Annotated in this window: 17 protein-coding genes; 16 read left to right on the forward strand and 1 reads right to left on the reverse strand. The window is 37.0% G+C overall.

Translation table 11 applies throughout. The annotated features are described in order from the left end of the window. Nucleotides 1-98: 98 nt before the first annotated feature. The 11 genes from SBH76_RS06100 to SBH76_RS06150 all read left to right on the forward strand — a co-directional run bounded on the left by SBH76_RS06100 (nt 99) and on the right by SBH76_RS06150 (nt 18,245). Nucleotides 99-1,238 carry a trans-sulfuration enzyme family protein gene (locus SBH76_RS06100; RefSeq protein WP_317977163.1) on the forward strand — a complete coding sequence of 380 codons (1,140 nt, stop codon included), beginning with the start codon at nt 99-101 and terminating at the stop codon, nt 1,236-1,238. 12 nt (nt 1,239-1,250) lie between these two features. Continuing rightward, a complete protein-coding gene (locus SBH76_RS06105; RefSeq protein ID WP_317977164.1) occupies nt 1,251-2,429 on the forward strand; it encodes a MalY/PatB family protein in 1,179 nt (392 codons plus the stop codon). A 156-nt stretch (nt 2,430-2,585) separates the two neighbouring features. Beyond that, a complete protein-coding gene (gene lon, locus SBH76_RS06110) occupies nt 2,586-4,844 on the forward strand; it encodes an endopeptidase La (protein ID WP_317977165.1) in 2,259 nt (752 codons plus the stop codon). A gap of 67 nt (nt 4,845-4,911) precedes the next feature. Further along, nucleotides 4,912-6,081 carry an iron-containing alcohol dehydrogenase gene (locus SBH76_RS06115; RefSeq protein WP_317977166.1) on the forward strand — a complete coding sequence of 390 codons (1,170 nt, stop codon included), beginning with the start codon at nt 4,912-4,914 and terminating at the stop codon, nt 6,079-6,081. Nucleotides 6,082-6,200: 119 nt separating this feature from the next. Further along, a complete protein-coding gene (locus SBH76_RS06120) occupies nt 6,201-6,710 on the forward strand; it encodes a QueT transporter family protein (protein ID WP_317977167.1) in 510 nt (169 codons plus the stop codon). Between the two features lie 289 nt (nt 6,711-6,999). After that, complete coding sequence (locus SBH76_RS06125) at nt 7,000-8,418, forward strand: S-layer homology domain-containing protein (RefSeq protein WP_317977168.1); 1,419 nt, start codon at nt 7,000-7,002, stop codon at nt 8,416-8,418. A 7-nt stretch (nt 8,419-8,425) separates the two neighbouring features. Next, complete coding sequence (locus SBH76_RS06130) at nt 8,426-12,856, forward strand: S8 family serine peptidase (protein WP_317977169.1); 4,431 nt, start codon at nt 8,426-8,428, stop codon at nt 12,854-12,856. A gap of 747 nt (nt 12,857-13,603) precedes the next feature. Next, entirely contained in the window at nt 13,604-13,990 is a 387-nt protein-coding gene (locus tag SBH76_RS06135; protein ID WP_317977170.1) for a YbgA family protein, read from the forward strand. A gap of 1 nt (nt 13,991) precedes the next feature. After that, nucleotides 13,992-14,360, forward strand: coding sequence for a TIGR02328 family protein (locus tag SBH76_RS06140; protein WP_314757230.1), 369 nt, complete (start codon nt 13,992-13,994; stop codon nt 14,358-14,360). Between the two features lie 134 nt (nt 14,361-14,494). Beyond that, nucleotides 14,495-16,147, forward strand: a complete 1,653-nt coding sequence (locus SBH76_RS06145; protein WP_317977171.1) for a glycosyl hydrolase family 18 protein — start codon at nt 14,495-14,497, stop codon at nt 16,145-16,147. Nucleotides 16,148-16,256: 109 nt separating this feature from the next. Beyond that, nucleotides 16,257-18,245, forward strand: coding sequence for an IdeS/Mac family cysteine endopeptidase (locus SBH76_RS06150; protein WP_317977172.1), 1,989 nt, complete (start codon nt 16,257-16,259; stop codon nt 18,243-18,245). 64 nt (nt 18,246-18,309) lie between these two features. On the opposite strand, the gene SBH76_RS06155 is transcribed toward SBH76_RS06150, so the two are convergent. After that, nucleotides 18,310-19,065 (reverse strand): DeoR/GlpR family DNA-binding transcription regulator, encoded by a 756-nt coding sequence (locus SBH76_RS06155; RefSeq protein WP_317977173.1) that lies wholly within the window; start codon nt 19,063-19,065, stop codon nt 18,310-18,312. 305 nt (nt 19,066-19,370) lie between these two features. Between SBH76_RS06155 and SBH76_RS06160 the strand changes: the two genes are divergently transcribed. From SBH76_RS06160 to SBH76_RS06180, 5 genes are read left to right on the forward strand one after another with little or no spacing between them, the layout of a single operon-like run. Beyond that, nucleotides 19,371-20,783, forward strand: coding sequence for a rhamnulokinase (locus SBH76_RS06160; protein WP_317977174.1), 1,413 nt, complete (start codon nt 19,371-19,373; stop codon nt 20,781-20,783). 13 nt (nt 20,784-20,796) lie between these two features. Further along, nucleotides 20,797-22,578: an L-fucose isomerase gene (locus tag SBH76_RS06165; protein ID WP_317977175.1), complete on the forward strand. Its 1,782-nt coding sequence runs from the start codon at nt 20,797-20,799 to the stop codon at nt 22,576-22,578. 55 nt (nt 22,579-22,633) lie between these two features. Continuing rightward, nucleotides 22,634-23,293 (forward strand): L-fuculose-phosphate aldolase, encoded by a 660-nt coding sequence (locus SBH76_RS06170; RefSeq protein WP_007594253.1) that lies wholly within the window; start codon nt 22,634-22,636, stop codon nt 23,291-23,293. A 12-nt stretch (nt 23,294-23,305) separates the two neighbouring features. Continuing rightward, nucleotides 23,306-24,805, forward strand: coding sequence for a sugar ABC transporter ATP-binding protein (locus SBH76_RS06175; protein ID WP_007594251.1), 1,500 nt, complete (start codon nt 23,306-23,308; stop codon nt 24,803-24,805). Beyond that, the gene (locus SBH76_RS06180; protein ID WP_317977176.1) at nt 24,805-25,779 is read left to right on the forward strand and encodes an ABC transporter permease; all 975 of its coding nucleotides are present in this window, start codon (nt 24,805-24,807) and stop codon (nt 25,777-25,779) included. The genes SBH76_RS06175 and SBH76_RS06180 overlap by 1 nt, the downstream gene beginning before the upstream one ends. Nucleotides 25,780-25,790 lie beyond the last annotated feature (11 nt).

The raw sequence follows: 25,790 nt of genomic DNA on the forward strand, positions 1-25,790 counted from the left end.
TAACCAGAGCAAGAAAACATCTTATTGACCGGGAAAATATGAGATTGTAAAATATTTCCTATTGTTAATAATAGTTTTTAGAAAAGTCAGGTGAATTTATGAATATTGAAACATTATGTGTACACAGTCCAAATGAAGATAAGAATGCTCATGCATACGGTGCAATGACGGTGCCGATATTCCAGACGGCTACATTCTCTCATCCGGGAGTAGGCGAAAGTACAGGATATGACTATTCACGTCAATCAAATCCTACAAGAACGGAGCTTGAGGACTGCATAAGTGCTATGGAAGGTGCTTATGATACGGTGGCTACCTCTACCGGAATGGCGGCATGTTCTTTGGTACTGGAGCTTTTTAATGCAGGTGATCACATAATATCTCAGGAGGATATTTACGGCGGAAGTACCAGACTCTTTAATACACTTGGAATTGAGAGAGGCAGAAAATTCAGCTATGTCGATACAACAAATCCTGAAAATGTACTAAATGCAATAAATGAAAATACAAAGGCCATATTTATTGAAACACCAAGCAATCCTACAATGCTTGTTACAGATATAAGAGAGATGGCAAAGATTGCAAAGAAACATAATCTTTTATTGATTGTTGACAATACATTTTTAAGCCCGTATTTTCAAAACCCGATAAAGCTCGGTGCGGATATTGTTATCCACAGCGGTACAAAATATATTGCAGGTCACAATGATACTTTGGCAGGATTTATATGTACTGCAAATGAAGAATTATCTGAAAAAATCAGATTTATGTATAAGACAATCGGTCCAAGCCTTTCACCTTTTGACAGCTTCCTTGTACTTAGAGGACTGAAAACATTGGCAGTAAGAATGGACAGAATACAGGAAAATGCATTAAAGATTGCAAATTTCCTAAAAACAAATAGAAAGGTTACAAATGTATATTATGTAGGTTTACCTGAGCATCCGGGATATGAGATAAACAAATCCCAGTCAAGAGGCTTTGGGGGAATGATTGCATTCACAACGGATACTGCCAAAACTGCAAGAGATGCATTTGAAAAAATTGAAATAATAAAATATGCGGAAAGTCTTGGCGGAGTAGAGTCTTTGATTACCTTCCCCATGATACAGACACATGCGGATGTACCGGTAGAGGTAAGAGAGAGACTTGGAATAACAGATACATTTTTGAGACTTTCTGTCGGAATAGAAAATGTCGACGATCTGATAAAGGATCTGGAAAGAGCATTGGAATAATAAGGGGGTTATATGTACGATTTTGATAAGATCATAGACCGAAAAGGTACAGACAGCTTGAAGTTTGACTGTGCAAAGCTTAGAGGTAAAAAAGGTGACGAGCTTTCACTCTGGGTTGCCGATATGGACTTTCCTGTGGCACAGCCGATCACAGACGCTTTGCAAAGAAGAGTTGACCATGGAATCTACGGATACACGGAAGTACAGTCCGACTATTTTGAAGTGGTAAAAAACTGGTTTGTAAAGAACTTTTCATGGGAACCTAAAAAAGGTACATTAGTTAAGACACCGGGAGTGGTATATGCCATAGCAATGGCTGTAAAGGCATTTTCAAAAGAAGGAGACGGTGTTATCATACAGCAACCTGTATACTATCCTTTCAGTGAGATGATACTCAGTAATAATAGAAAGCTTATAAACTCGCCGCTTGTAATCAAAGACGGCAGATATGAGATGAATTTTGAAGATTTTGAAAAGAAGATAGTGGAAAATCAGGTGAAACTTTTCATACTTTGCTCTCCACATAATCCGGTAGGTAGGGTTTGGAGTAAGGAAGAGTTAAAAAGAATAGGCGATATCTGTATTAAGCATAATGTGGTAATCTTCAGTGATGAGATTCATGCGGATTTCGTATATCCCGGAAATAAGCATACGGTATTTGCTTCATTGGGAGAGGAATATGCGGCAAATTCGGTAATTGCTACAGCACCAAGTAAGAGCTTTAATATAGCAGGTCTTCAGGTTTCAAATATTTTTATAGAAAATAAGAAGCTTAAAGCTGCTTTTAAAAATGAGATAGTAAAATCCGGATATTCACAGATGAATACGATGGGACTTGTAGCTGCAAGAGCTGCTTATGAGTCAGGACAGGAATGGCTGGACGCTGTAAGAGAATATATAAAGGGAAATCTCGATTTCTTCAGAGATTACTTGAAAGAGAATATCCCACAGGTAAAACTTATAGAGCCGGAAGGTACATACCTTGTATGGGTAGATCTTAGAGAGCTTGGTCTTACCGAAGAGGAGAGAGAGGATCTGATAGTAAATAAGGCAAAACTTTGGATCGACTCGGGAGCTATGTTCGGAGTAGACGGAGAAGGATTCGAGAGATTTAATATCGCATGTCCGAGAGAATATTTGAAGATGGCACTTGACAGCTTGGCAAAGGCGATTAAAGGTTTGCAGAATTAATTTTACAAAATCTAATTATCACTTGACGTATGAGAGTGCCAGTGATATAATTTAGCCATATAGATGGGGAGGTTGTAAACAAGCCATTGTTTCAACCTCTTTTTTATAAATTCACTTTAGCACTCCTTAATAATAAGTGCTAATAAAGGAGGTTATATGATATTAATACCGACATATAATACGGTGGTTTTACCGGGTTCAAAAATATATTTTAGAAAAGACTATTTACAGGAGGCCGGTGTAGATAAGATATCTGTTGGCGAAAAGGTAACATTTCTCTACCTGAGAGAGCCGAAAGATAAAGATATTACAATGGAAGATATCTATCCTATAGCTGTTGCGGGACAGGTGCTGTCTGTAGATGATGAGGGTGGTGCCAACCTTGAGGCATTTAACAGAATAAATGTTGAATATATAGACTTTGATACCCAAAATGTTATTGGAGTACAAAGACCTGAGATAGATGATTTGGATCCTAATGATGCAAATGCAATGCTTGTCGGACTTAGAGATGAGCTTTTAAGTTATGTTACCAAGTTTCAATGGGGACTTATGGCAAGAGGCTATGTACTGGCATGGAAGAATATGAATGAGGTGATGGTAGGACTTTCACCTTTTATGAATATTACTCCCGAAGAAAAGTATGCTGTGCTGTCGGAGGATTCAACCAAAGCAAGGGCTGAGCTTATAGCTCAGTATGCCAGAGAGTTTATGGCTATAAATGAAGTAAGTGAAGAGGCAAAGCAGGCACAAAAAGAGCTTCATGAGAAGGCTTATAGGGAAGATGCTATTAAAAAGCAGATAAATTTCCTTCAAAAAGCCTTAGATGAGATGCATCCTGAAAATATTTCCGAAGTAAGAAAGTTTGAAGAAAAAATAGAAAATTCAGGGATGAATGATACGGCCAGAAAAGAAGCCGACAATGTTTTAAATAGAATGAAGCAGGAGGGTAAGGACAGTCATGAGTATGGTCTGCTTTACAATTATTTGGATTTTGTCACTTCTCTACATTGGAAAAAAGAAGAGCCGAAGGATATAGAGCTTGATAATGCTATGGAAGTCCTTGACAGAGAGCATTATGGACTTAAAAAGGTTAAAAAGAGAATTATAGAGCAACTGGCGGTAATGTCTTTAAATAAAAAGCAAAGCGGTTCAATACTGCTCTTTGTAGGTGCGCCGGGTACAGGTAAGACCAGTATTGGAAAGAGTATTGCAGAGGCACTTGGCAGAGAGTATGTAAGAATCTCACTCGGTGGTGTAAGAGATGAGGCCGATATCAGAGGACATAGAAGAACTTATATAGGTGCAATGCCCGGAAGAATAATGGACGGTATGAAAAAGGCGGGTACATCAAATCCTGTAATGGTATTGGATGAGATTGATAAGCTCGCATCATCATACAATGGAGATCCTGCAAGTGCACTTCTTGAAGTACTTGATCCCGAGCAAAACAATACCTTCACAGATCACTATATGAATGTACCGTATGATTTGTCAGATGTATTATTTGTATGTACCGCAAACTCACTTGATACCATACCGGGACCACTTCTTGACAGAATGGAAGTCATCAGATTTACAGGCTATACCGCACTTGAGAAGTTTTCTATTGCAAAGGATCATTTGATACCTAAGGCAAAGAAGAAGGCGGGAATCGGTGAAGACAATCTTATAATAGAAGATGATACCATAAAGGCCCTTATTAACGGATACACTATGGAAGCCGGAGTGCGTGGATTAAAGAAGCAAATAAGTGCTCTATGCCGACATGCCGCAGTTGAGCTTGTTAAGAACAATAAAGAAATATTGGATGTAAAGCCGGAAGAATTACAGGATTATCTTGATCAAAGACCTGTCAGACATGAGGGAATCTTAGAGAAGAAGCAGGCAGGGGTAGTTACAGGTCTTGCATGGACTGCTGTAGGTGGAGAAATACTCTTTATCGAGACAATGCTGACAAAAGGCAAGGGCAAGGTGAAAATTACAGGTCAGCTTGGTGATGTAATGAAGGAGAGTGTTGATATTGCACTCAGCCTTGTAAAATCTATGTATCCGGAAAGCTATGAAGTTTTTGAAAAAAATGATATTCATATCCATGTACCTGCCGGGGCGGTACCAAAGGACGGACCGAGTGCGGGTATTACAATGACTACAGCGCTTGCATCCCTTGTAAATAATATTCCGGTATCACCTGAGTATGCCATGACAGGAGAGGTTTCTTTAAGGGGAAATGTAATGCCTATAGGCGGACTTCCGGAAAAACTTATGGCTGCCGCAAGAGCGGGAATAAAGAAAGTATTTATTCCTGATGAGAACAAGGATGATTTAAAAGAAGTGGCGGAAGAAGTTTTGAATGAACTTGAAATAATTCCTGTAAAAAGAGTTGAAGATGTACTGGCTATTGTATTAAAATAAAGCTATAGGTATAAGAATTTTGAAAATAAAATTCCCCGGTTGCGTATATGAAAAGTGGAGGTACAATATGCTTTCTTTCAAACATGATATTCCTACCAAATTATATTTTGGTGAGGGACAGATTAAAAGACTGGCAAAATCATTGGAGCCTTTCGGTAAAAATGTTTTGCTTGCCTATGGCGGCGGCTCAATCAAAAAGACAGGGCTTTATGATGAAGTGATAAAGATTTTAAAAGAGAATAATTTCAATATCACCGAATGTGACGGAATAGAGCCAAACCCTAGAATAACTTCAGTAAAACGTGGTGTCAAACTTTGCAAGGAGAATAATATAGATGTAATCTTGGCGGTAGGTGGAGGAAGTACCATTGATTGTGCAAAGGCAATAGCGGTAGGATATTACTATGAGGGTGATGATCTTTGGGAAATGGTAAAAACAAGCTTTAGAAGAGCAAAAGCACTTCCACTTGTAGATATACTTACACTTAGTGCAACAGGCTCAGAGTTTGATGCAGGCGGAGTAATATCAAATCTTGATACAAATGAAAAATTGGGTGCGGTATATACCTATCCCGCAGTAAGTATATGCGATCCTACATATACTTATACAGTATCACCTTATCAAACAGCTGCAGGAAGTGCGGATATAATGAGCCACATATTTGAAGGATATTTTTCAAGAACACCGGACAGCGATTTAGCTGACGGAATAGCGGAGACTATATTAAAGTCTGTTATGAAAAATTGTAAGATAGCACTTAAAGATCCTACAAACTATTCTGCTAGAGCAAACCTTATGGCTAATTCTTCAGTAGCCTGCTCGGGAATCCCTGAGTACGGTAAACAGGAAACAGGATGGCCATGTCATGCAATGGAACATGAGTTGTCTGCCTACTATGATATTACTCATGGAGTAGGTCTTGCCATTTTAACAGTAAGATGGATGCGCCATATTCTTAATAAAGATGCAAGTGCTACAGAGAGATTTGTAAAATTTGCAAAGAATGTAATGGGGCTTAGCGGTGATGATGATAGAGCGCTGGCATTTGCCGGAATAGATGCACTTGAAAATTACTTTAAAGAAACAGGTATTCCTATGACTCTTACAGAGCTTGGTATTGACAATAAGCATTTTGTGGAAATGGCTGAGCATGCAAATATCGGAGGATATTTAAAAGATGCCTTTGTAGCGCTTACCAATGAGGATATAGTTGAAATCTATAAGGCATGTTTATAGTATAAAACATATGAATACCGAGAAAACACTTGATTTATTCTTTAAAATACCGTAAAGTATCTAGCGTACTTGGTGAGTTCGAAACCTTCCTCACCTAAAACAAAACTAAAGGAGAAGATATGAAAAATATTACAACCAAGATGATGGCACAGGGTGCAGTCATAGCGGCAGTATATGTAGTACTTACACTTGCATTTGCCCCTATCAGCTTCGGTGCTATCCAGTTCAGAATTTCTGAGGCACTTTGTATTCTGCCGTTCTTTACAGTGGCGGCAATACCCGGAGTAAGTATAGGATGCCTTTTGGCAAATATACTTGGCGGAGCGGCACTTCCCGATATTATATTCGGTACATTGGCTACACTTATAGGTGCAATATTAAGCTATAGACTCAGAAGTATTTCAAAATGGTTGGTATGTGTACCGCCGATACTTGCAAACGCAATTATTATTCCGTTTGTACTGAAGTATGCTTACGGTTTACCGGATTTGATACCTTATATGATGCTTACAGTAGGTATAGGAGAAGTCCTTGCGGTAGGTGTTTTAGGTAATTTATTGATGCTTGCTCTTGAGCCGAAAAGTTCATTTATTTTCGGTCATGAAAACAAGGTCAGCCAAAAAGATTAGAAAATAAAATTTTTTATAATGAATATCCTGACAAAGTCACAAGGACAAAATGCCTTGTATTTGTCGGGATATTTTTGTTTTTATTTAGAGATTAATTTTTTTTGAAAAAAAATATGCATATTATTTACATTTCACTTTTTCCTGATATAATTTACTACAATATGTATATATAGATATTGTTTAGCCAATAAGTGCGATTAAAAAAAATTAAAGTGCTTTATCTTCTTATGTCCGGATAAATTCAGAAGATAAAACACTTTAAAAATAAAATCAGGAGAAACAAATTAGTATGAAAAAAGCAATAAAATTTACTTTGTTGTTAAGCATAGCTATATGTATTCAATTGTTTTTTATTGCTCCAATTGCAAAAGCGGAGCAAAAAACATATACGGATAACGAAGTAAATATCAGCAAAAGAGACTTGATTATATTACTTGAAAAGCTTTCAGGCAACTTGGGATCCGACATAGCGGACATAGGAAATTACGCAAATGCGGATGAAGAGTATATTAAAAGCTCTGTAGAGAAATTAAAAGGACTAAATATAATAGATGAGCATGTATCATATGCCAATCTTTATGAAAGTCCTAAAAAGGAAGATGTCTATTACCTACTTGCAAGGTATATAGGTATTGAAGCGGCTGAGGGGAAAACAGCTTTTATTGATGATGAGAAATTACAGTCATGGTCAAGAGGCTATATAAAAGAACTTGAAAACCTTGGTGTTATTGAGGGAAAAGATAAGGACTTTGAGCCCGGTAAAGTCTTAAACAGAGGTGAGTTAAGGGATGTAATTAAAGAGCTTTTCCTTACGGTCATCAATACCTCTCAAAATTTTAAGACGGATGAAAACAATAAGTCAAAGGCTTTTATAGTTGTCAATACCAATGATGCCGTTATAGAAAATATAAAAATACAGACTCCGATACTTATAAACCCAAAGGCGAGTAACGGAAGGTTAAGGATTATAAATTCAGATATAAGTAAAATCTATATTGCCGCAGGAAGCCAAAACTTTGAGGTGCAACTTTCAAACTCAAAGTTACAATCGGCAAAAAGCCTCGGTAAAAATATTTCCTATACAAATTTGGGACCTGACGGGAAGGTAGGACCTTTGCCAAATCCGGAGGAGTATAAGCCTGAAGGCGGAAGATCGGTTAAGAGGATAATAAAGGGAAATAGAAGTAACGGTTCATCAGACAGTTATTTTGGAAATAACAGTCAAAAAGAAAATAAAGCTCAAAGTGATAAAGAAACCGAAGAAAAAGTAACACCACAAAATAAAGATACAGTTAAGCCGGAGGAGAAGACAGGTACCGGAAACATTTCTGAAAATAAGAAAACTCAGAGTGAAGTCCTGCCCAAAGTAAATGAAGTTACTCCTAATAAAGGTGAAAAAAACAGTGTAGCGGAAAATTTGAGTGAAGACTTTATAGTACTGAATGAACATTTATATGCGGATAAAACATTAAAATATAAAGCCGTTAACGGAGTGACTCTTGAAGACAAAGCGCTTATAGGACTTAAATTAAGCGGAGAAAATAATGGAGTAAAGCTTAATGTAAAGTGGGAAGGTGATAGTCTTCATCAGGTAAAAAATGCTCAAAAAGGAGAATATAGGCTTGCTGTAAGCAGCTTAGAGGATCTTGTAATCAACGACAAGAACTATGGCAAGGTAAAATTTATAGTTAAAATAATTATAGAATAGGTGAGTTATGAATAGAATAAGTAAAAAACTCGCCTTGTTTTGTGCCGTACTTCTTATAAATCCCTTGGTTTCTACAGCTAAGCCGGGATTTGCGGCACAAAATAACGGGGACAGAGTTTCAGAGTATGTAAAAGAGGCAGATAAAAAATTGAATTCGGCTGATACCGATGCCGAAAAAAACGAAGACAAGCCGAAAGAGCTTAGGCTTATAATAGAGCTTGATAAGGAATCCTTGATAGAAGAAGCCATAAATAAAGATATGGACTATGATAAACTGGATGATTCTTTTATAGATGAAAAAAAGCAGGAGCTGAAAGAAGATCAGGATAAGCTTGTAAAAGATATAAAAAATGAGGATATAAAGGCGGATACTAAGGAAGTAAGGCACTATGATACAGTATTTAACGGTATATCACTAAGTGCCGATGCTACTGAAATAGAAAAAATAGAAGCGCTTCCGGGAGTAAAAAGTGTTTATGTATCACAGGAGTTTCAAAGACCTTATCTTAAGTCATCCAACAGTATAACAGGTTCGGGATATGCGTGGAATACACTTGGATATAAAGGCGAGGGCAGTGTTATTGCGGTAATAGACTCAGGTATAGACTATAGACATAAGGCACTTAGACTGGATGAATCTGTACATCCTATGTATACAAAGACAGATATAGAAAAGATAATAGCTGAAAACGGATTAAAAGGCTCTTATTATTCTGATAAAGTACCTTATGGCTATAATTATTATGATTTTAATAAGAACTTACGTAACAGTTACGGTGTAATGCACGGTATGCATGTATCCGGAATAGCTGCCGCAAATGATATTGAGAGCGGGACTTTCGGAGTGGCACCTAATGCACAAATACTTGCGCTTAAGGTATTTTCAGATGACCTTGAGTATCCTACAACATTTACCGATATTTGGTTGAAAGCCTTGGATGATGCTATAACATTGAAGGCCGATGTAATAAACTTAAGCCTGGGATCGGCAGCCGGATTTTCAATGGAGAACAGAGCTTATCCGGAAAATGAGGTTATAGAAAAGGCAAGAAAAGCCGGAATAGTAATTTCAGTAGCTGCCGGTAATGACGGAAATATTACTTCCGGAAATATAAATAATGTAGAGCCTTTAAAAGAAAATTATGATACCGCTTTAATTGCAAATCCTGCTGTAAATGAAGGAACTATAGCAGTTGCATCTATGGAAAATACTAAAAGGCATATGTATGTCATAAGGTGGAAGGACAGCTGGGATGCCTATGTAAATGAAGAGATGGATTTGCATAAAGGAGAAAATCCGAAAAAGATTATAAGTGCGGATATATTTGATTTAAAAAACGCTAAGCAAGAGCTTATTAAAAAAGAAAATATAGAAGGTAAGCTCGTACTCTTTGAGATTCCTACAACAAAAGACAGCTTAGGATTTGGGGATAAGCTTGAGTCAATAGCTGAATTAAAACCTGCCGCCATTGTTTTTTACAATAACAGGAGCATGGCTGAGCAAATAGGCGGAAATCTTGAAGTTCCGGGTAATGCGGGAAAGCTTACCTGTATCCGTATAAAAAGAAGTACCTATGATAAGTTAATGGAGGAATACGGTTACAATAATAATCTGAGACCTGAGATATTTACGGAAATGACGGATGTCGACAATGTAGCGGGAGGAAGCGTTTCAAAGTTTTCTTCATGGGGGCCAACTCCGGATCTTAGAATTAAGCCGGAGATAACCGCTCCGGGAGGACATATATACTCAAGCGTTGAGGACGATAAGTACAAGGATATGTCCGGTACTTCCATGGCGGCTCCTCAGGTAACGGGAGCTACAGCCATACTTAAACAATATATAAAGGCAAAGAATATACAAACAGATAACAGTTCGGAATTTATAAAACTTTTACTTATGAATACCGCAACTCCTTTAAAGGATGAGGGAATATTTGAAGATATACCCTATTTTGTAAGACAGCAGGGAAGCGGTGCTCTAAATATTGAAAATGCCTTAAAAACCACTGTAGTAGTAAGGGCACAGGGAACCAATGACAATATAGCCGACGGAAAGCTCGAGCTTAAAGAACTTAAGGATAAAAGGTTTGATGTCAAACTGAGTCTTGAAAACTTTGGGGACAGTACAAAAAGCTATGATATAAATTCAGTTGCACTCTATGAGCCTACAGACGGTACATATAGGCTGCAAAGATCTGAAATATTACATTCAAATGAGTCTAATATAAGCAGAGAGATAAGCGTGGAAGCACATTCATCCGCAAATATAGATTTCACTATGGATTACTCGGATGCGGAAAACCTTGAAGAGGATAACTTTATAGAAGGTTTTATAAGTCTTAGGGACAAAGACGGTATATCAAATCTCAATATACCTTTCCTCGGATTTTACGGAGATTGGGGCAAACAAAGAGCTATAGATGCATTTCAGCTTCCTGAGATTGGAAGCGAAAAAAGAAATGTACAATTTTTTGTAAATAAAAATGCCGGAGTAAGCTCTTCAATGCTTGGAACAAGTATGATGCTTAAACTTCCACTGTACAATAATGAAATATATTTCTCACCGAACAGTAAGTACTATCCCGATGTGGCGGCAAGAATAGCACCACTAAGAAACATGGAGCAGGTAGAGTATTCGATACTTGATGCTAAGACAGAGGAAACGTTAAGAGTTTTAGGAGTTTCAAAGCAGGTAAGGAAGCTTAGCAGACTTTCGGTCAATAAAAGCTTTAAGTTCATGTCGGAGTCGGTATGGGACGGAAAAATCGGTGAAGGAATTGCAGAGGACGGTGCCGAGTACATATATTGTATAAAGGCAAAGCTTAATACTAATAATGTAGGAGGCAACGGAGAACAGGTCTATAAATTCCCTGTGCGTGTGGACAGCATGGCTCCGAATCTAAGCACCGCTAATGAAGTGCAGGTGAATGATATTGACGGCAATATGAAGGAGATAGTATTTAATGTTCATGATAAGGGCATAGGTATAGAGAATGTATATTTGCAGTCAATAAGATATGCACAGGATGATAAGGCCGATACAAGTATAAGATACGGAAAATCCTTTGTTATAAGATTCCAAGATGAACCTGTGAAGGACGGAAAGGAACTTGTAAAGGTTGAAGACGGCAAGCTTAATATACCTGTAGAAGCGGTACCCGACAGTCCGACTGCAAGAGGGGAAGTATATGTTTATACCAACGGTTACAGAAATTCGGATATTGAAGTACATTGCCCGTATTTTGCGGATACTTCAGATCTTATAATAGATGCCGTTGACTATATGGATAATAAAAGCAGAACCACTCTTTCAGATGTTAGAGAAGGCAATTATAATCAGATTAATTTCCTTAACTTTTTTGACTATATAAGCAATAAAAATGCAAGTGTTTATGTAAACGATATAAAACTTGATGATATGACTTACAGTCTGATAGAAAAGGAAGCGGTGATTAGGATAAAGCTGGCGGATGAAGAGTCACATTTGCATAAACTTACTTTGAAACATGATAATATCGAAGAAAATATAATTTTGGATAATAAAGTAAATTCCGAAATATCAAAAAAATATAATTTCAAATATGATGAGGACAAGCTTTGTTATGAATTCACAATAAATCCTGTTGAAACAAACTTTGATATTACAACAGTATTTAGAGACGGAAAGCCTATGCAAAATATTCATGAGAGCATGGAAGAAGCAGGTATTACAGATATTACAATTAATAATGCTACCGTGTCAAATGCGGAAAGAAAGCCATATCCTGCAGTATTCCTTAAAACACCTGAGTTTTTTGATGTACTTGGAAATACAGAAGGTGAAGAAAAGCAGATAGATGTATCAGGTTTTGTAGGATATGTGGACGGGGATGACAGTGTAGAAAATGTGCAAATAAAGCTTGTAGATAATGAAGGAAATGAACTCTCAAGTCCGATAAATATAGGAAAAGAGGATCTTGTAAAAAGCAATATTATCTACAAAAAGAACGGAAATGTAATATATAAGGGAGAGGCGTATTCTTTTGAAAGTAAACTGAAGCTTGAAGCATTTAATGTTAATATAAAAGTTGAGGTAAGTACTAAAAACGAAAAATCGGCAAGTATGGTAAGAAGATTATTCTACGATAAGATAAATCCTTTTATTGATTATAAGGTATATGAAAGAGAGCTTGATTCCGATACGGTAAAAATAAAGGTTCGCTCACGTGATAATTCATTTAAATTAAGTCTCTATAACGGAGACTCACTTATAGGTATTGACGATAAAACCTCAATTTCTTATATTGAAGGTAAAGACGGTAATACTACGCAGATAGTTACACAAATAGAAGTTCCGCTAAAAGAGGGGCAAAACAGTATAAAAATAAGTGCCATAGACCTTGCCGGCAATAAATCGGAAAAGACCATATATATTTACAGGGCAAAAAATAATTAGCACATAAAAAGGAGAGTCGAGTAAGGCTCTCTTTTTTGTTTTGCACAATCTATCTTGCCATATATCGACCGAACAACTATTCCATATTGCGTGTAAAGCATTTGAGGGTTATAATTTATATAAAGACGGAGAAAGGAGAAATTTATAAATAACTTTTATAAATGATAGTTTAGCCATCAAAGTCCCCAATATAAAAGTTAAAATTCTAAAATTCAATTTCTATGAAAGAAACCTATCAATCTGTAGAACAGGGAATCATAGTATTCTAAATGATTATTCAATCTGAAAATCCCAAATATGATTTTTACATACAAAAATATATAAAAATACTACCTAAAGCAAAGCCCACGCAGGTTATAGCGAGTATATAAGTTGCAGACAGATATGTTTTTATATATTTTATAAAAACCGTCTGACTCTATGTAAAAAATCAAATAAAGAATGGTTTATAACTGTGAAGTATCAATGAAAGAAGTGTCACAGTAAAGGCTTACTAGGTAGCCGCTCATTGATACCTAACATATTGAAAAATAAAGAAAGCCATGTAAGTATAACTGTCAGGATATGAGATATATTTTGGCAGTTTTTTATTGGAAGTTGTGATTAATCAAAGATTTGTTTTTAACTTTTGACTATATTATTATAATTATATTTGATACAATATGACGATATAAGTTTTGAATCTGTTTAATCTTACATAATTTATTATGATATTAAACCTTCAAGTATTTTGAAAGAAAAGAGAGTATGAGTTATAAAAACATAAGAAAAGAATGTGAAGAGTTGTGGGCGAAAAATAAATACTATGTACTGAGTAAATCACATAAGGAATATCTCGGGATAAGAGAGTACCTTAAAGTGGATGAATTAGATGTTTCATTTCTGAAAGAGAAAATACAAAAAATAAAAGATATGAATGAGAGTAGGAAAGATTTCAGTAATGCCGTTCTTCATGTGTGGGGATATTTTAAAGAGGATGCAAGTGCTGTAGAGAAACAAGAACTATTTAATATATTAAATGAATATATGGAAGAGAGAAGCAGTCAGACGGTTGTAATTGACTATTTAAATACTTTATTAAAGAAATACCCAAATGAATATTTGGAAAACTCCACTTTCTTAACAGGAGAATAATATGAGACTATGGCATGAAAAAATTATACACTTGTTACCTAAAAATCAGCTGCTTGGACAGCATAGAGAATGTTGTGCTCTTAGGGGAAACGGTTGGAAGAAGAAACATAAAACCGTAGATTATGTGTTTTCATATTCGCCATATCTTTTATTCAGATACCATTTGTTGGTAATGGATGAGATGGAAAAAAGAGGATATAATGTTTCAGGGGAGTGGAAGGATAAAAATTACAGAGGGAAAATCGCAGAAAAGTATATAGATCTTGAAGAGGAAATCATAGAAGATACAATTTATAAAGAGCATAATATTGAATATCTGGATGAATGTATAGAGAATTTAAGAAATAAAGGTATAGAGCTTAAATTATAGAATTTATAAAATCCCTTGATATTTTTGTCGGAACATAAAATTTCGCCTATAAAAATATTCTCTTAAATATTTATACATATTTATGGTATATAATAGTGAAGACTTTACAATAACTTATTTTATATGGAGGAAAAGTGAAGAAGAAGGTTTTAATAGGTATTGTTGTAGTTCTATGTATCATACTTGGAATTATATTTATATCAAGAGAAATGGATGGAATTATAGGATCAAAAGAGAAGGTTACACAGGCGCAGTTATATCAGGTTGAGGGTGATGATGTAGCGCTTGTATATAATTATTCTTTGCAAAAGGCCAAAGCAATATATAAAGACGGAGTGGTATATGTACCTCTAAATTGGACAAGAGCAATACTCAATGATAAATTTTATTACAGTGATGATGAAAAGCTTCTTTCATACGCTTTGCCTACAGAAATAGTTTATGCAAATTTTGAGAATGTGGATAATAACGGAAAGCCGCTTTTGCTTGAATCGGACGGAAAGGTTTATTTGTCTATAGAAACCATAAAGGCTTATACAGACATATGGGTAGATTCATATACCGACAGTGAAATTAAAAAGGTGTATATCAATAATACTTTCGGTAGTTATGATGTTGCTACAATAAAGTCAAAGTCGGGACTGAGAGTGGATGCCGATAATTGGTCTGCAAGTATAGAGGGTGTGGAACTTAAGAAAGATGAAAATATTACAATAGTTGAACAAAATGAGAAGTGGTATAAAGTTTTCACACAAAGCGGTTTGATGGGATATGTAAAGAAAAATCACTTGAAAAATTTCACACAAGCCGAAAGACAAAGTGGATTTGTAAAGCCGGAATATACTTCTATATCAATGGATGAGAAGGTTGTTCTTGGATGGCATCAGGTAACGACAGCCGCCGCAAACAGCGGTATGGAGAAGGTCGTTGCAAATACAAGCGGAATGAATGTAATATCACCGACATGGTTCAAACTTTCAGATAATAAGGGCAATTATACTTCTATAGCAAGTAAAGATTATGTAGATGCGGCACATAAAAAGAACTTACAGGTATGGCCTTTAATTGATAATTTCAGTAAGGATATCAGTACATTAAAGATATTGTCTTCTTCCGAAAACAGAAAAAATCTTATTTCAAATCTGATTGCAGATGCAAAGAAATATGGTTTTGACGGAATAAATATAGATTTTGAGTCACTCACTCAGGATAATGCACCACATTTTATTCAGTTTATAAGAGAGCTTTCTGTTTCTTGCAGAAATAATAAAATAGTGTTGAGTGTAGATGTTCCGATTCCGGCATCTTACAATATGTACTATGAAAGAGATGAGCTGGCTGAAGTTGTGGATTATGTTATAAATATGGGATACGATGAGCATTACAGCGGATCTGATGAAGGAAGCAGTGCTTCTATAGACTTTGTAAAAAATTCCATTACAGACAGCCTTACAGAAGTACCTAAGGAAAAACTTATAAATGCTGTTCCGGTATATACAAGGGTTTGGACCAAGGAAAATGATAAGGTTACATCAACCGCACTCGGAATGGTAGGAGCTGCTACATGGGTAAAGGAAAACAATGTAAATCTAACATGGGACGAGGAAGTAGGTCAGTATGTAGGGCAAACCACAGTGGGAAATGCCACCAAGTATATATGGATGGAAGATGAGCGTTCTATGAAGCTTAAAATGGATGCGGTAAAGGAAGCCGATTTGGCGGGAGTGGCAGTTTGGAAACTGGGACTTGAACCTAAAGAGATTTGGGATGTTATATCATATAAATGATAATGGATATTTAAAATAAAATGTAGTATTATACAATTGTTTACAAAAATTCAGTCATATTGATGTGGCTGATTTTTTGTGCAATTTTGAGTAATGAAAGGGTAGTAAAGTGAAAAAGAATAAATTTGTCCCGACAGTTTTGGGGCTTACCATGTTGATGTCCTTTAATGCATATGCAGGTGCTGACGGATGGAAACAGGAAAATAATAAATGGAAATATTATAAAGAAGATAAGGCTCTAAAAGCCTGGCAGCAGATAAATAATAAATGGTATTTCTTTAACGAGGACGGAAACTTAAAAACAGGCTGGCATTTGGATGCTTCAAATAATTGGTATTTTTTGGACAGCTCTAAGACGGCAAATGAGGGAGTAATGCTGTCAGGCTGGCAGTGGATAGACGGATATTGTTATTATTTTGAAGGAACAGATAAAGCTTCATATGGAAAGATGTATGCAAATACCGCAGTGGAAGGATATAGAGTTGATACTGCAGGCAGATGGATAAATGAGACCGGGATTGCTTATTATGAAGTCGGTAAAGGTATAAGTACAGATAATTCCTCGCAGGGCTCATCAAATACAGCAAAGAAAACAAGTGTATCATCAAGCTCGGGAAAAGGCGAGGGAAGTGGCGGCTCAAGCAGGAGTGGAAGCCTCGGCAAAAGTGGCGGCTCAAGCAGGGGTGGAAGCTCCGGAAAAGGCGGAGGCTCAAGTAGTGTCGTAAGCTCCGGTAAAAGCGGAGGCTTAAATATTGGCGAAAATGCCGGAAGAAGTAGTGCCTTAAGCGGTTTAAATCAAAAAGAAAAAAGAGAAGAAAACAGAATATTAAGAGAATCAAATGTAACGGTTGAAAACTCAAGTTCTGAGAAAAGTGAGGACTTTGTAGGTTCAAGACAAGACTTAAGCCCGGATAAAAACAACAGCTTAATTGTAGATAATAAAACCGGTAATAATGAGAAGTCCGGAAGCATAGAAAAAAATATAAATAAAGAGGATGCCAAAAAGTCGAGTGAGAACCCTGCAAAACCGGCCACTTCTTCCAATGTAGAGATACCGAAAGAAGAGGAAAAGAAGGATACAGAGCCAAAGGAAAGTAAAAAGCCTGATTCAGAAAGAAAAGAGAGCACACAGGACAGGGCTGAAAAGATAAAAGAATCATTGATTACTCCGGAGAATGACAATGTTGTTCAGTATACAAATGAAGACGGTGAAATCAGAACCATTATCTGGGTAAAGGGGATTAACGGTCCTCTTATGGGAGAAGGCGGAGATTTTCATAAAGAGATTATACAAGGCGGTAAAGATACTTATATAACATATACTGTACCATATTCAAGCGGAGACGGATGGTATGATGTTAATAAAACGACAAGCGGTGGAAATATCGATATAGATAAAAATCTTTGCTTTGCGGCTGTATCATCAAATATGCTTCATTGGTGGTTTGATCAAAATATTGAATATGTTGACAGATATATAGAAAAAAACGGAGATATAATTCGTGCCAACAGAAAACTTTCAGATTTAAAAACTTCTTTTGAAAGTCCGGAAAACAGTAAGTTATTTGAACTTTATAAGGTACTGTACGGATATAATGAGAGAGGCTTTTATTCGGATCTTTTGATGGATTTGTTCATTAACGGATATACTCCAAAAACAACGGGTGCTACTAATATAGAGAGTGACGACCTCATTCCAAGTAATAACGGCGGATTTTTCTATGATGTTTTCAAAGGAGAAAAACTTACAGAGCGTACCTATGGTGGAAACTATGAATCCTTAAGTAATCTTCTTAAAGAAATTCTGGGTAACGGCAGTATAGTAGGAGTTTCTCATAAAGTATTTAGAAAGAGTAATCATATTGTAACTCTGTGGGGTGCGGAATATGATTTGAACGGAAAGCTGAAGGCCGTATATGTCAGTGATTCTGACGATCAGGATGAAAGAAATGTAGGTATGAAACGCTATGAAATCAGAAATGTCGGAGGAATAGCAAAATTATCTACAAACAAGACTGATAAGTCTGCCGGCGCTGAGGTAGGCTATCTTCATATCCTATATCAGGGAAGTGATCAATGGAATAATTATTTCAGATAAGAACAGGTCTGAATCTTACACAAGTAATCTTGTGATATGGATTCAGACCTTTTATTATACAAAATTATATTATCTTAGAAATATTTTTTGAAAGAATTTCATCAAGTTCGGTTGAGAATTGTCCGTTTGAAATTAAAACGTCAATATCCCTAAAGTCTGTGAGTTTAAAAAATCCTACTGCTTCTTCCTTTGTGTTGTCGCAAAGAAGTACAGTCTTGTTTGCATTTTCTATCATACTCTTTTTGACAAGTCCCTGAGAATCATCACCCTCAAATATTCCCTTTGTATTGATGGCTTTACAAGAAATAATCGCAAGCTCAGCATTAAAGTTTTTAATAAAGCTTGAAGCAAATTCTCCAACTATGGACAAACTTTTATGTTTTAATACGCCGGGACACAGAAAACATTTCAAATCCTGTGCATTTGAAAGTTCATTTGCGATATTGATACCGTTGGTAATAATGGTTATATTATGCCTTAATTTAAGCAAAGGAGCCAACTGACATACTGTAGATGATGAGTCAAGAAATATCACCATACCGTCTTTTAAAAGCGGTGCTGTTTTGCCTGCAATAATCTGTTTTTTATCCAGATTTTCTATCCTTCTCATACCGATAGGGCTTTCATTGGCTGATTTAACAATCACAGATACATAGCCGTGGGACCTCTTAACAATACCTTCTTCTTCCAGTGCAATCAAATCTCTTCTTATAGTAGAGCGTGAAGCAAAAACTCTATGACATAAGCCGTCTATACTTGATATACCGTTGCTCTTATTTAAAACATCAAGTATCTGTTGTTTTCTTCCATTCGAATCCATAAATAATCCTCTTACTTTTATTTTACAGTAACTTCCGTTAAGCAAATACCGGAGTTGCCGACAGGTTTGAACAAAAAAATTCACACATGAACATTATAGCATAAAATAAAAAAAAGTATTCAAGAATTTATCCATATATATATTTTTATTATTAAATGTGTTATATTGTATTCACTGAAAAACATTTTCGGCAATGTTTCGTAGATATGAAAATAAAAACAAAATAGAAAAAGCTTTGGAATTTTTCGGGGGTTATGGCATGTCTCCGAAAGATTGCCGATTTTATTATTGAAAGTTGGTGAAGTATGAAAAGAGTATTGGCTTTCGATATGGGAGCAACATCCATCAGAGGTATTATCGGATATGTTAAGGATGGAAAACTTGTAACTGAAGAAGTTATGAGAATGGCCCATAGTATAAAGAATAAAAACGGAAGATTGTATTGGGACTTTGATGCTATTTTAGAAAAAATAGTAAGTACTATCATTGAGAACAAGGATGTATCATGCATCGGTATTGATACATGGGGCGTTGACTTCGGAGTGATAGATAAGGACGGAAAACTGATAGATACTCCATTCTCCTATAGAGATGAGAAGTATGCTATCGGAAGAGAAGAAGCGAAAGCAAAGATAAGTGAGCTTGAAATATTCAAAAATTCCGGAAATCAGATAATGACCATAAATACAATATTCCAGCTGCTTACATTAAAGAAGTTAAATCCTGATATATATGAAAAGGCAGATAAAATGCTTATGATGCCGGATTTGATTTTCTATATGCTTACAGGAAAGAAAATAGGAGAAGAAACTATCTGGTCTACAACAGGACTTTATGATATGGGACAGAGAAAAGTTTCAGACACTATATTTGAGAAACTTGAACTTAAAAAGAGTTTGGTTCCGGAGATTGTAAAAGCTACAGAAGTAGTCGGAAATACAAAAGATTCCGGAATAGAGGCATTAAGGGGACTTTCAATCGATGTGATACCGGTATGTACTCATGATACTGCAAGTGCACTTCTTATGACAGACAGCTTTCTGGACGAGGACAGTATGTTCTTAAGCTGTGGAACATGGTCACTTATAGGTAGCGTGGTGGATAAATGTATCATAAACGAAGAAGCTTATGAGAACAATCTTACAAATGAATTGGGATTTGACTCAAAGCCTATGTTTTTCAAAAATATCACAGGACTTTATCTGTTGGAAAAGTACAAAGCGCAGCTTGAAGCAAAGCTTGGCAAAAAGATTCCATTTGATGATATCAGTGATTATGTAAACAAACTTGATAAGAAACTTTCACTCATAGATATGGATGCGGAAATATTCGCAAAAGAGGGTATTGATGTAAAGAGTGAGATTGATAATTTTATAAGAAATCAGGGCGGCAATACTCCTGAGCATGACTTTGACTATTTTGCTGTTATTTATGAGAGCATGGTAGCAAAGTATATGGAAGTAAAAGCCGACATTGAAAAGATTTTAAATAAGAATTTCAAGAAGATCCATATGATCGGGGGCGGTGCTAAGTCAAGCGTACTTACATCTATGATTGCAAATAAAATGGGGGTAGATGTAAAGGCGGGACCTTACGAGAGTTCGGCTCTTGGAAATATTCTTCTTTCACTATTACATCTGAATGAAGTAAATGATTTAAAAAGCGGTATTGAATTGATCTTAGGATCATGTGAGATAAAAAGAATAGATTCAAAATAATAAGGAGGGAATTATGAATCATCCAAAGATAGGTATCAGACCTACAATCGACGGCAGATGGGGTGGCGTTAGAGAGTCACTTGAAGAACAGACAATGGGAATGGCAAAAAGAGCGGCTAAACTTATAGAGGACAACCTTAGATATCCTGATGGAGAAAAGGTAGAGGTTGTAATATCACCTACAACTATCGGTGGCGGTGCAGAGGCTGCTGTTTGTGAAGAGTTCTTTGCAAATCAGAATGTAGTGGGAACACTTACAGTTACACCATGTTGGTGCTACGGAACAGAGACAATGGACTTGAATCCGAACACAATCAAAGCTGTTTGGGGATTCAACGGAACAGAGAGACCGGGTGCTGTTTATCTTGCGGCAGTTATGGCGGCATATGCACAGAGAGGACTTCCTGCATTCTCAATTTACGGAACGGAAGTTCAGGATAAGGATGAGACAACTATCACAGCAGACGTTGCAAAGAAGATATTAGACTTTGCAAGAGGAGCGGTTGCTGTCGGTATAATGAAGAATAAGTCATATGTAAATATCGGTTCAGTATCTATGGGTATTGCAGGCAGTGTGGTAAACGTAGACTTCTTACAGAAGTATCTCGGAATGAGAACCGAATGGGTAGATATGACAGAGGTTCTTAGAAGAATTACACTTGGTATCTATGATCATGAAGAGTTTGCAAGAGCTCTTGCATGGGTAAAGGAATACTGCAAAGAGGGTATGGATATCAATGCAGGTAAGGACTTCCCTGAGATAATCAAGAAATCAAGATATATTAAGGATGACGAGCAGTGGGAATTCTGCGTAAAGCACGCAATGGTAGTAAGAGATATCCTTGAAGGAAATCCGAAGCTTGCCGAAATGGGATGGCATGAGGAGTCACTTGGAAGAAACGGTATTGCAGGCGGATTCCAGGGACAGAGAATGTGGACAGACTGGCTTCCAAACGCAGACTTTACAGAGGCTATTATGGCTTCAGGTTTCAACTGGAACGGTAAGAAGATGCCGACACCGTTTGCAACAGAGAATGATACATTAAACGGTGTAGCTATGATGTTCGGATGGCTTTCTACAGGAAAGGCGCCTATCTTCTCAGACGTTAGAACATACTGGTCACCGGATGCGGTAAAGAGAGTAAGTGGTAAAGAGCTTAGCGGATATGCTAAGAACGGTATCATCCACCTTATCAACTCAGGTGCAAGCTGTCTTGACGCAAGTGCGGCAGCTAAGGATGAGAACGGTAACGGAACAATGAAGGAGTGGTGGAACCTTACAGATGAAGATGTTAAGGCATGCTGTGAGGCTACAGACTGGTGTAGAGCCGATTATGAGTACTTCAGAGGCGGCGGTTTCTCATCACACTTTAAGACATCAGCAGAGATGCCTGTTACTATGATAAGAGTAAATATGGTTGAAGGTGTAGGACCTACACTTCAGGTAATAGAAGGACATACATGTGTACTTGATGATGATGTACATAGAATCCTTGATGAGAGAACAAGTAAGACTTGGCCGACAACATGGTTCGCACCGAAGATTGGCGTAGGCGCTGCAGATTCAGTATACAATGTTATGGCTAAATGGGGTGCAAATCACGGTGCAACAGTAGAGGGACATGTAGGAGACAGACTTCTTACATTGGCTTCAATGCTCAGAATCCCTGTAGCATTCCACAATGTTGAGGAAGACAGAATATTCAGACCACATTCATTCAACGGATTTGGTACAGCTGATTTAGAAGGACAGGACTACAGAGCATGTGCTTACTACGGTCCGCTTTATAAGTAAAAATTAAATACAGGAGGGCGTTATTGCCCTCTTGATAGTAAAGGGGAAAAATATTATGTTGATGGAGAAGGAAAGACTGCTTTTAATAGAGTACGGAAAGAAACTTGTAAAAGCGGGACTTACCAAGGGAACAGGTGGTAACCTGAGTATATTTGACAGAAAGAACGGACATGTGGCAATCACTCCTTCAGGAATAGATTTCTTTGAGATACAGCCTGAGGACATAGTTATCATCGATGTTGACGGAAATGTGATTGAGGGAAACAGAGTTCCTTCATCAGAGTGGGCAATGCATGTAATGCCATATAAATACAGAGATGATATCGATGCTGTTATTCATGCTCATACAATGTATGCAACCGTTATGGCTTGTCTCAGACAGGAACTTCCGGCAACTCATTATATGATCGCTGTAGCAGGTGAGAACGTAAGAGTGGCCGAGTATGCTACATACGGAAGCCCAGAGCTTGCAAAGAATGCTTTTGAAGCAATGAAGGACAGAAAAGCTGTTATTTTGGCAAACCATGGAATCCTTGCAGGTGCAAATGATTTGCTTAACGCTTTCAATATTATAGAAGAAATTGAGTACTGTGCCGAAGTTTACACTAAGGCTAAGGCTATCGGTGAGCCGGTAATATTACCTCACGAAGAAATGACTCTGATGGCAGAGAAGTTCAAGACATATGGTCAGAGGGTTAGTATTAAAGATAAATAGGAGGGAGATCTTATGTCAGCATTACTCACAATGAAAAATATAAAGAAATCTTTCTCCGGAGTTGCAGCATTAAAAAATGCCGAACTTGAACTTAATAAGAGTGAAGTAGTAGCACTGATGGGTGAAAACGGTGCCGGAAAATCAACTCTTATGAAGATTTTGACAGGAATATATTCTAAGGATGAGGGTACTGTAACTTTTGAAGGAAAAGAAGTAGAGTACAAGTCTGTATCCGAATCTGAAGAGGCGGGAATTGCAATCGTACATCAGGAATTAAATATGATGAACGATCTGACAGTAGCACAGAATCTTTTCATCGGAAAAGAGAGAAAAAAAGGAATCTTTATAGACGATGCAAAGATGGCTGAGGATGCCAGAGAACTGTTCAAAAAGCTTAATGTAGATATAAATCCTAATGTAAAAATAGGAAGTCTTACTGTAGGAAAGCAGCAGATGGTGGAGATTGCAAAGGCTATCTCAACAAATGCAAAGGTTATTGTGTTTGATGAGCCTACAGCAGCGCTTACAGATTCCGAAATAGAAGAGCTTTTCAAAGTTATAAACGATTTGAGAGCTAAGGGTACGGGAATAATTTATATCTCACACAGAATGGACGAAATTAATGTCATCTCGGACAAGGTTATTGTTATGAGAGACGGAGAATATGTAGGTACTTTGGTAACAAAAGAATGTACAAAAGACGACATTATTAAGATGATGGTCGGAAGAACAGTCTTTATGGAACCAAAGACCAAATCTGATGTAAGTGCGGATGCGGAAGTTGTACTCAGATGTGAAAATCTGAACAGAGGAAAGTACGTAAAGAATGTTTCCTTTGAGCTGAGAAAGGGTGAGATACTCGGTTTCTCAGGACTTATGGGTGCAGGAAGAACGGAAGTTGCAAGACTTATCTTCGGTGCGGACCCGATGGATTCCGGTAAGATATATATTCACGGTAAGGAAGTAAGTATAAAATCCACAAAGGATGCCGTAAATGCAGGTATCGGTTATCTGTCAGAAGACAGAAAGAGATATGGACTTTTGGTAGATAAGTCTGTAGAAGAGAACACCTGCCTGTCTTCACTTGAAAAATTCACAAAAGGCCTGTTTATAGACGGGTCAAAGTCAAAAAGTGTCAGTGAAAAATATGTTCAGGAATTAAGAACCAAAACACCAAGTGTTACACAGATTATAAAGAAACTTTCAGGTGGAAACCAGCAGAAGGTCGTTATAGCGAAGTGGTTGGTAAAGGATTCTGAAATATTGATATTTGACGAACCTACAAGAGGTATAGACGTAGGTGCAAAGAGTGAAATATATGATTTGATGGAAAGATTGGTTAAAGAAGGCAAATCCATAATAATGATTTCATCGGAATTGCCGGAAGTACTCAGAATGAGCGACAGAGTCGTAGTAATGTGTGAAGGCAGAATAACAGGTTGTCTTGACATTTCTGAGGCCAGTCAGGAGGGAATCATGACATGTGCAACAAATAGACAGGGGGCAAAATAATGAACCTAAAAAAGATTTTTTCAAATCAGCAGGCAGTGGTTATCGCCGCGCTGGTAGTAATATGTATAGTGTTTTCACTGTTAACAGATAAGTTCTTACAGGCTACAACATTTACAAACATTTCAAAGTCTGCTTACTATGTAGCATTTATGGCAATCGGAGTTACTTTCGTTATTGCTACAGGCGGTATCGACCTTTCAATAGGTACAGTTGCTATATGCGCTGCACTTATAGGCGGAACCTTTATGGAAAAAGGCACACCGATGTTTGTTGTTATATTGATAATGCTCTTGGTTGGAGCCGTATTTGGACTTATAAACGGTATTTTGGTATCACATTTTGAGTTGCCGGCATTTATCGCGACACTCGGAACCATGATGGTATCAAGAGGCTTGGGCTCAATCGTATCAAAGACAAAGACAATATCATTCCCGCAGGGAAACAGTGCAGGTGCTTGGTTTAGAGAGATATTCATGGTAACAAAGGATGGCGGCATCCTTCCAAAGAATTTCCCTACAGGATTTATACTTTTAGCAGTATGTGCCGTAGTAATGGCAATCGTGCTTAACAAGACAAGACTTGGAAGATATATTCTTTCAATAGGTTCAAACAAGGAAGCTACAAGACTTTCCGGTATTGATGTAAAAAGATATGAGACACTTGCTTATGTATTCTCAGGTGTGTTCGCAGCACTTGCAGGACTTGCATATGTAGCGGTATTCTCAACAGCACAGCCAAATACAGGTAACGGATTCGAGCTTGATGCTATCGCAGGAGTAGTTATAGGTGGTACATCACTTTCAGGTGGTGTAGGTTCAATCGTTGGAACAATTATAGGTGTGTTTATCATGACAGTACTTAAGATCGGTTTCCCATACATCGGAGTACAGTCACATTATCAGCTCTTCATCACAGGAATCATATTAGTATTCGCTGTGTATATGGATATCTTAAATAGAAAAAGAAAGGGTTAATTAAGGAGGAA

It is taken from the genome of Lachnoanaerobaculum sanguinis, from assembly GCF_033242365.1.
Taxonomy (GTDB): domain Bacteria; phylum Bacillota; class Clostridia; order Lachnospirales; family Lachnospiraceae; genus Lachnoanaerobaculum; species Lachnoanaerobaculum sanguinis.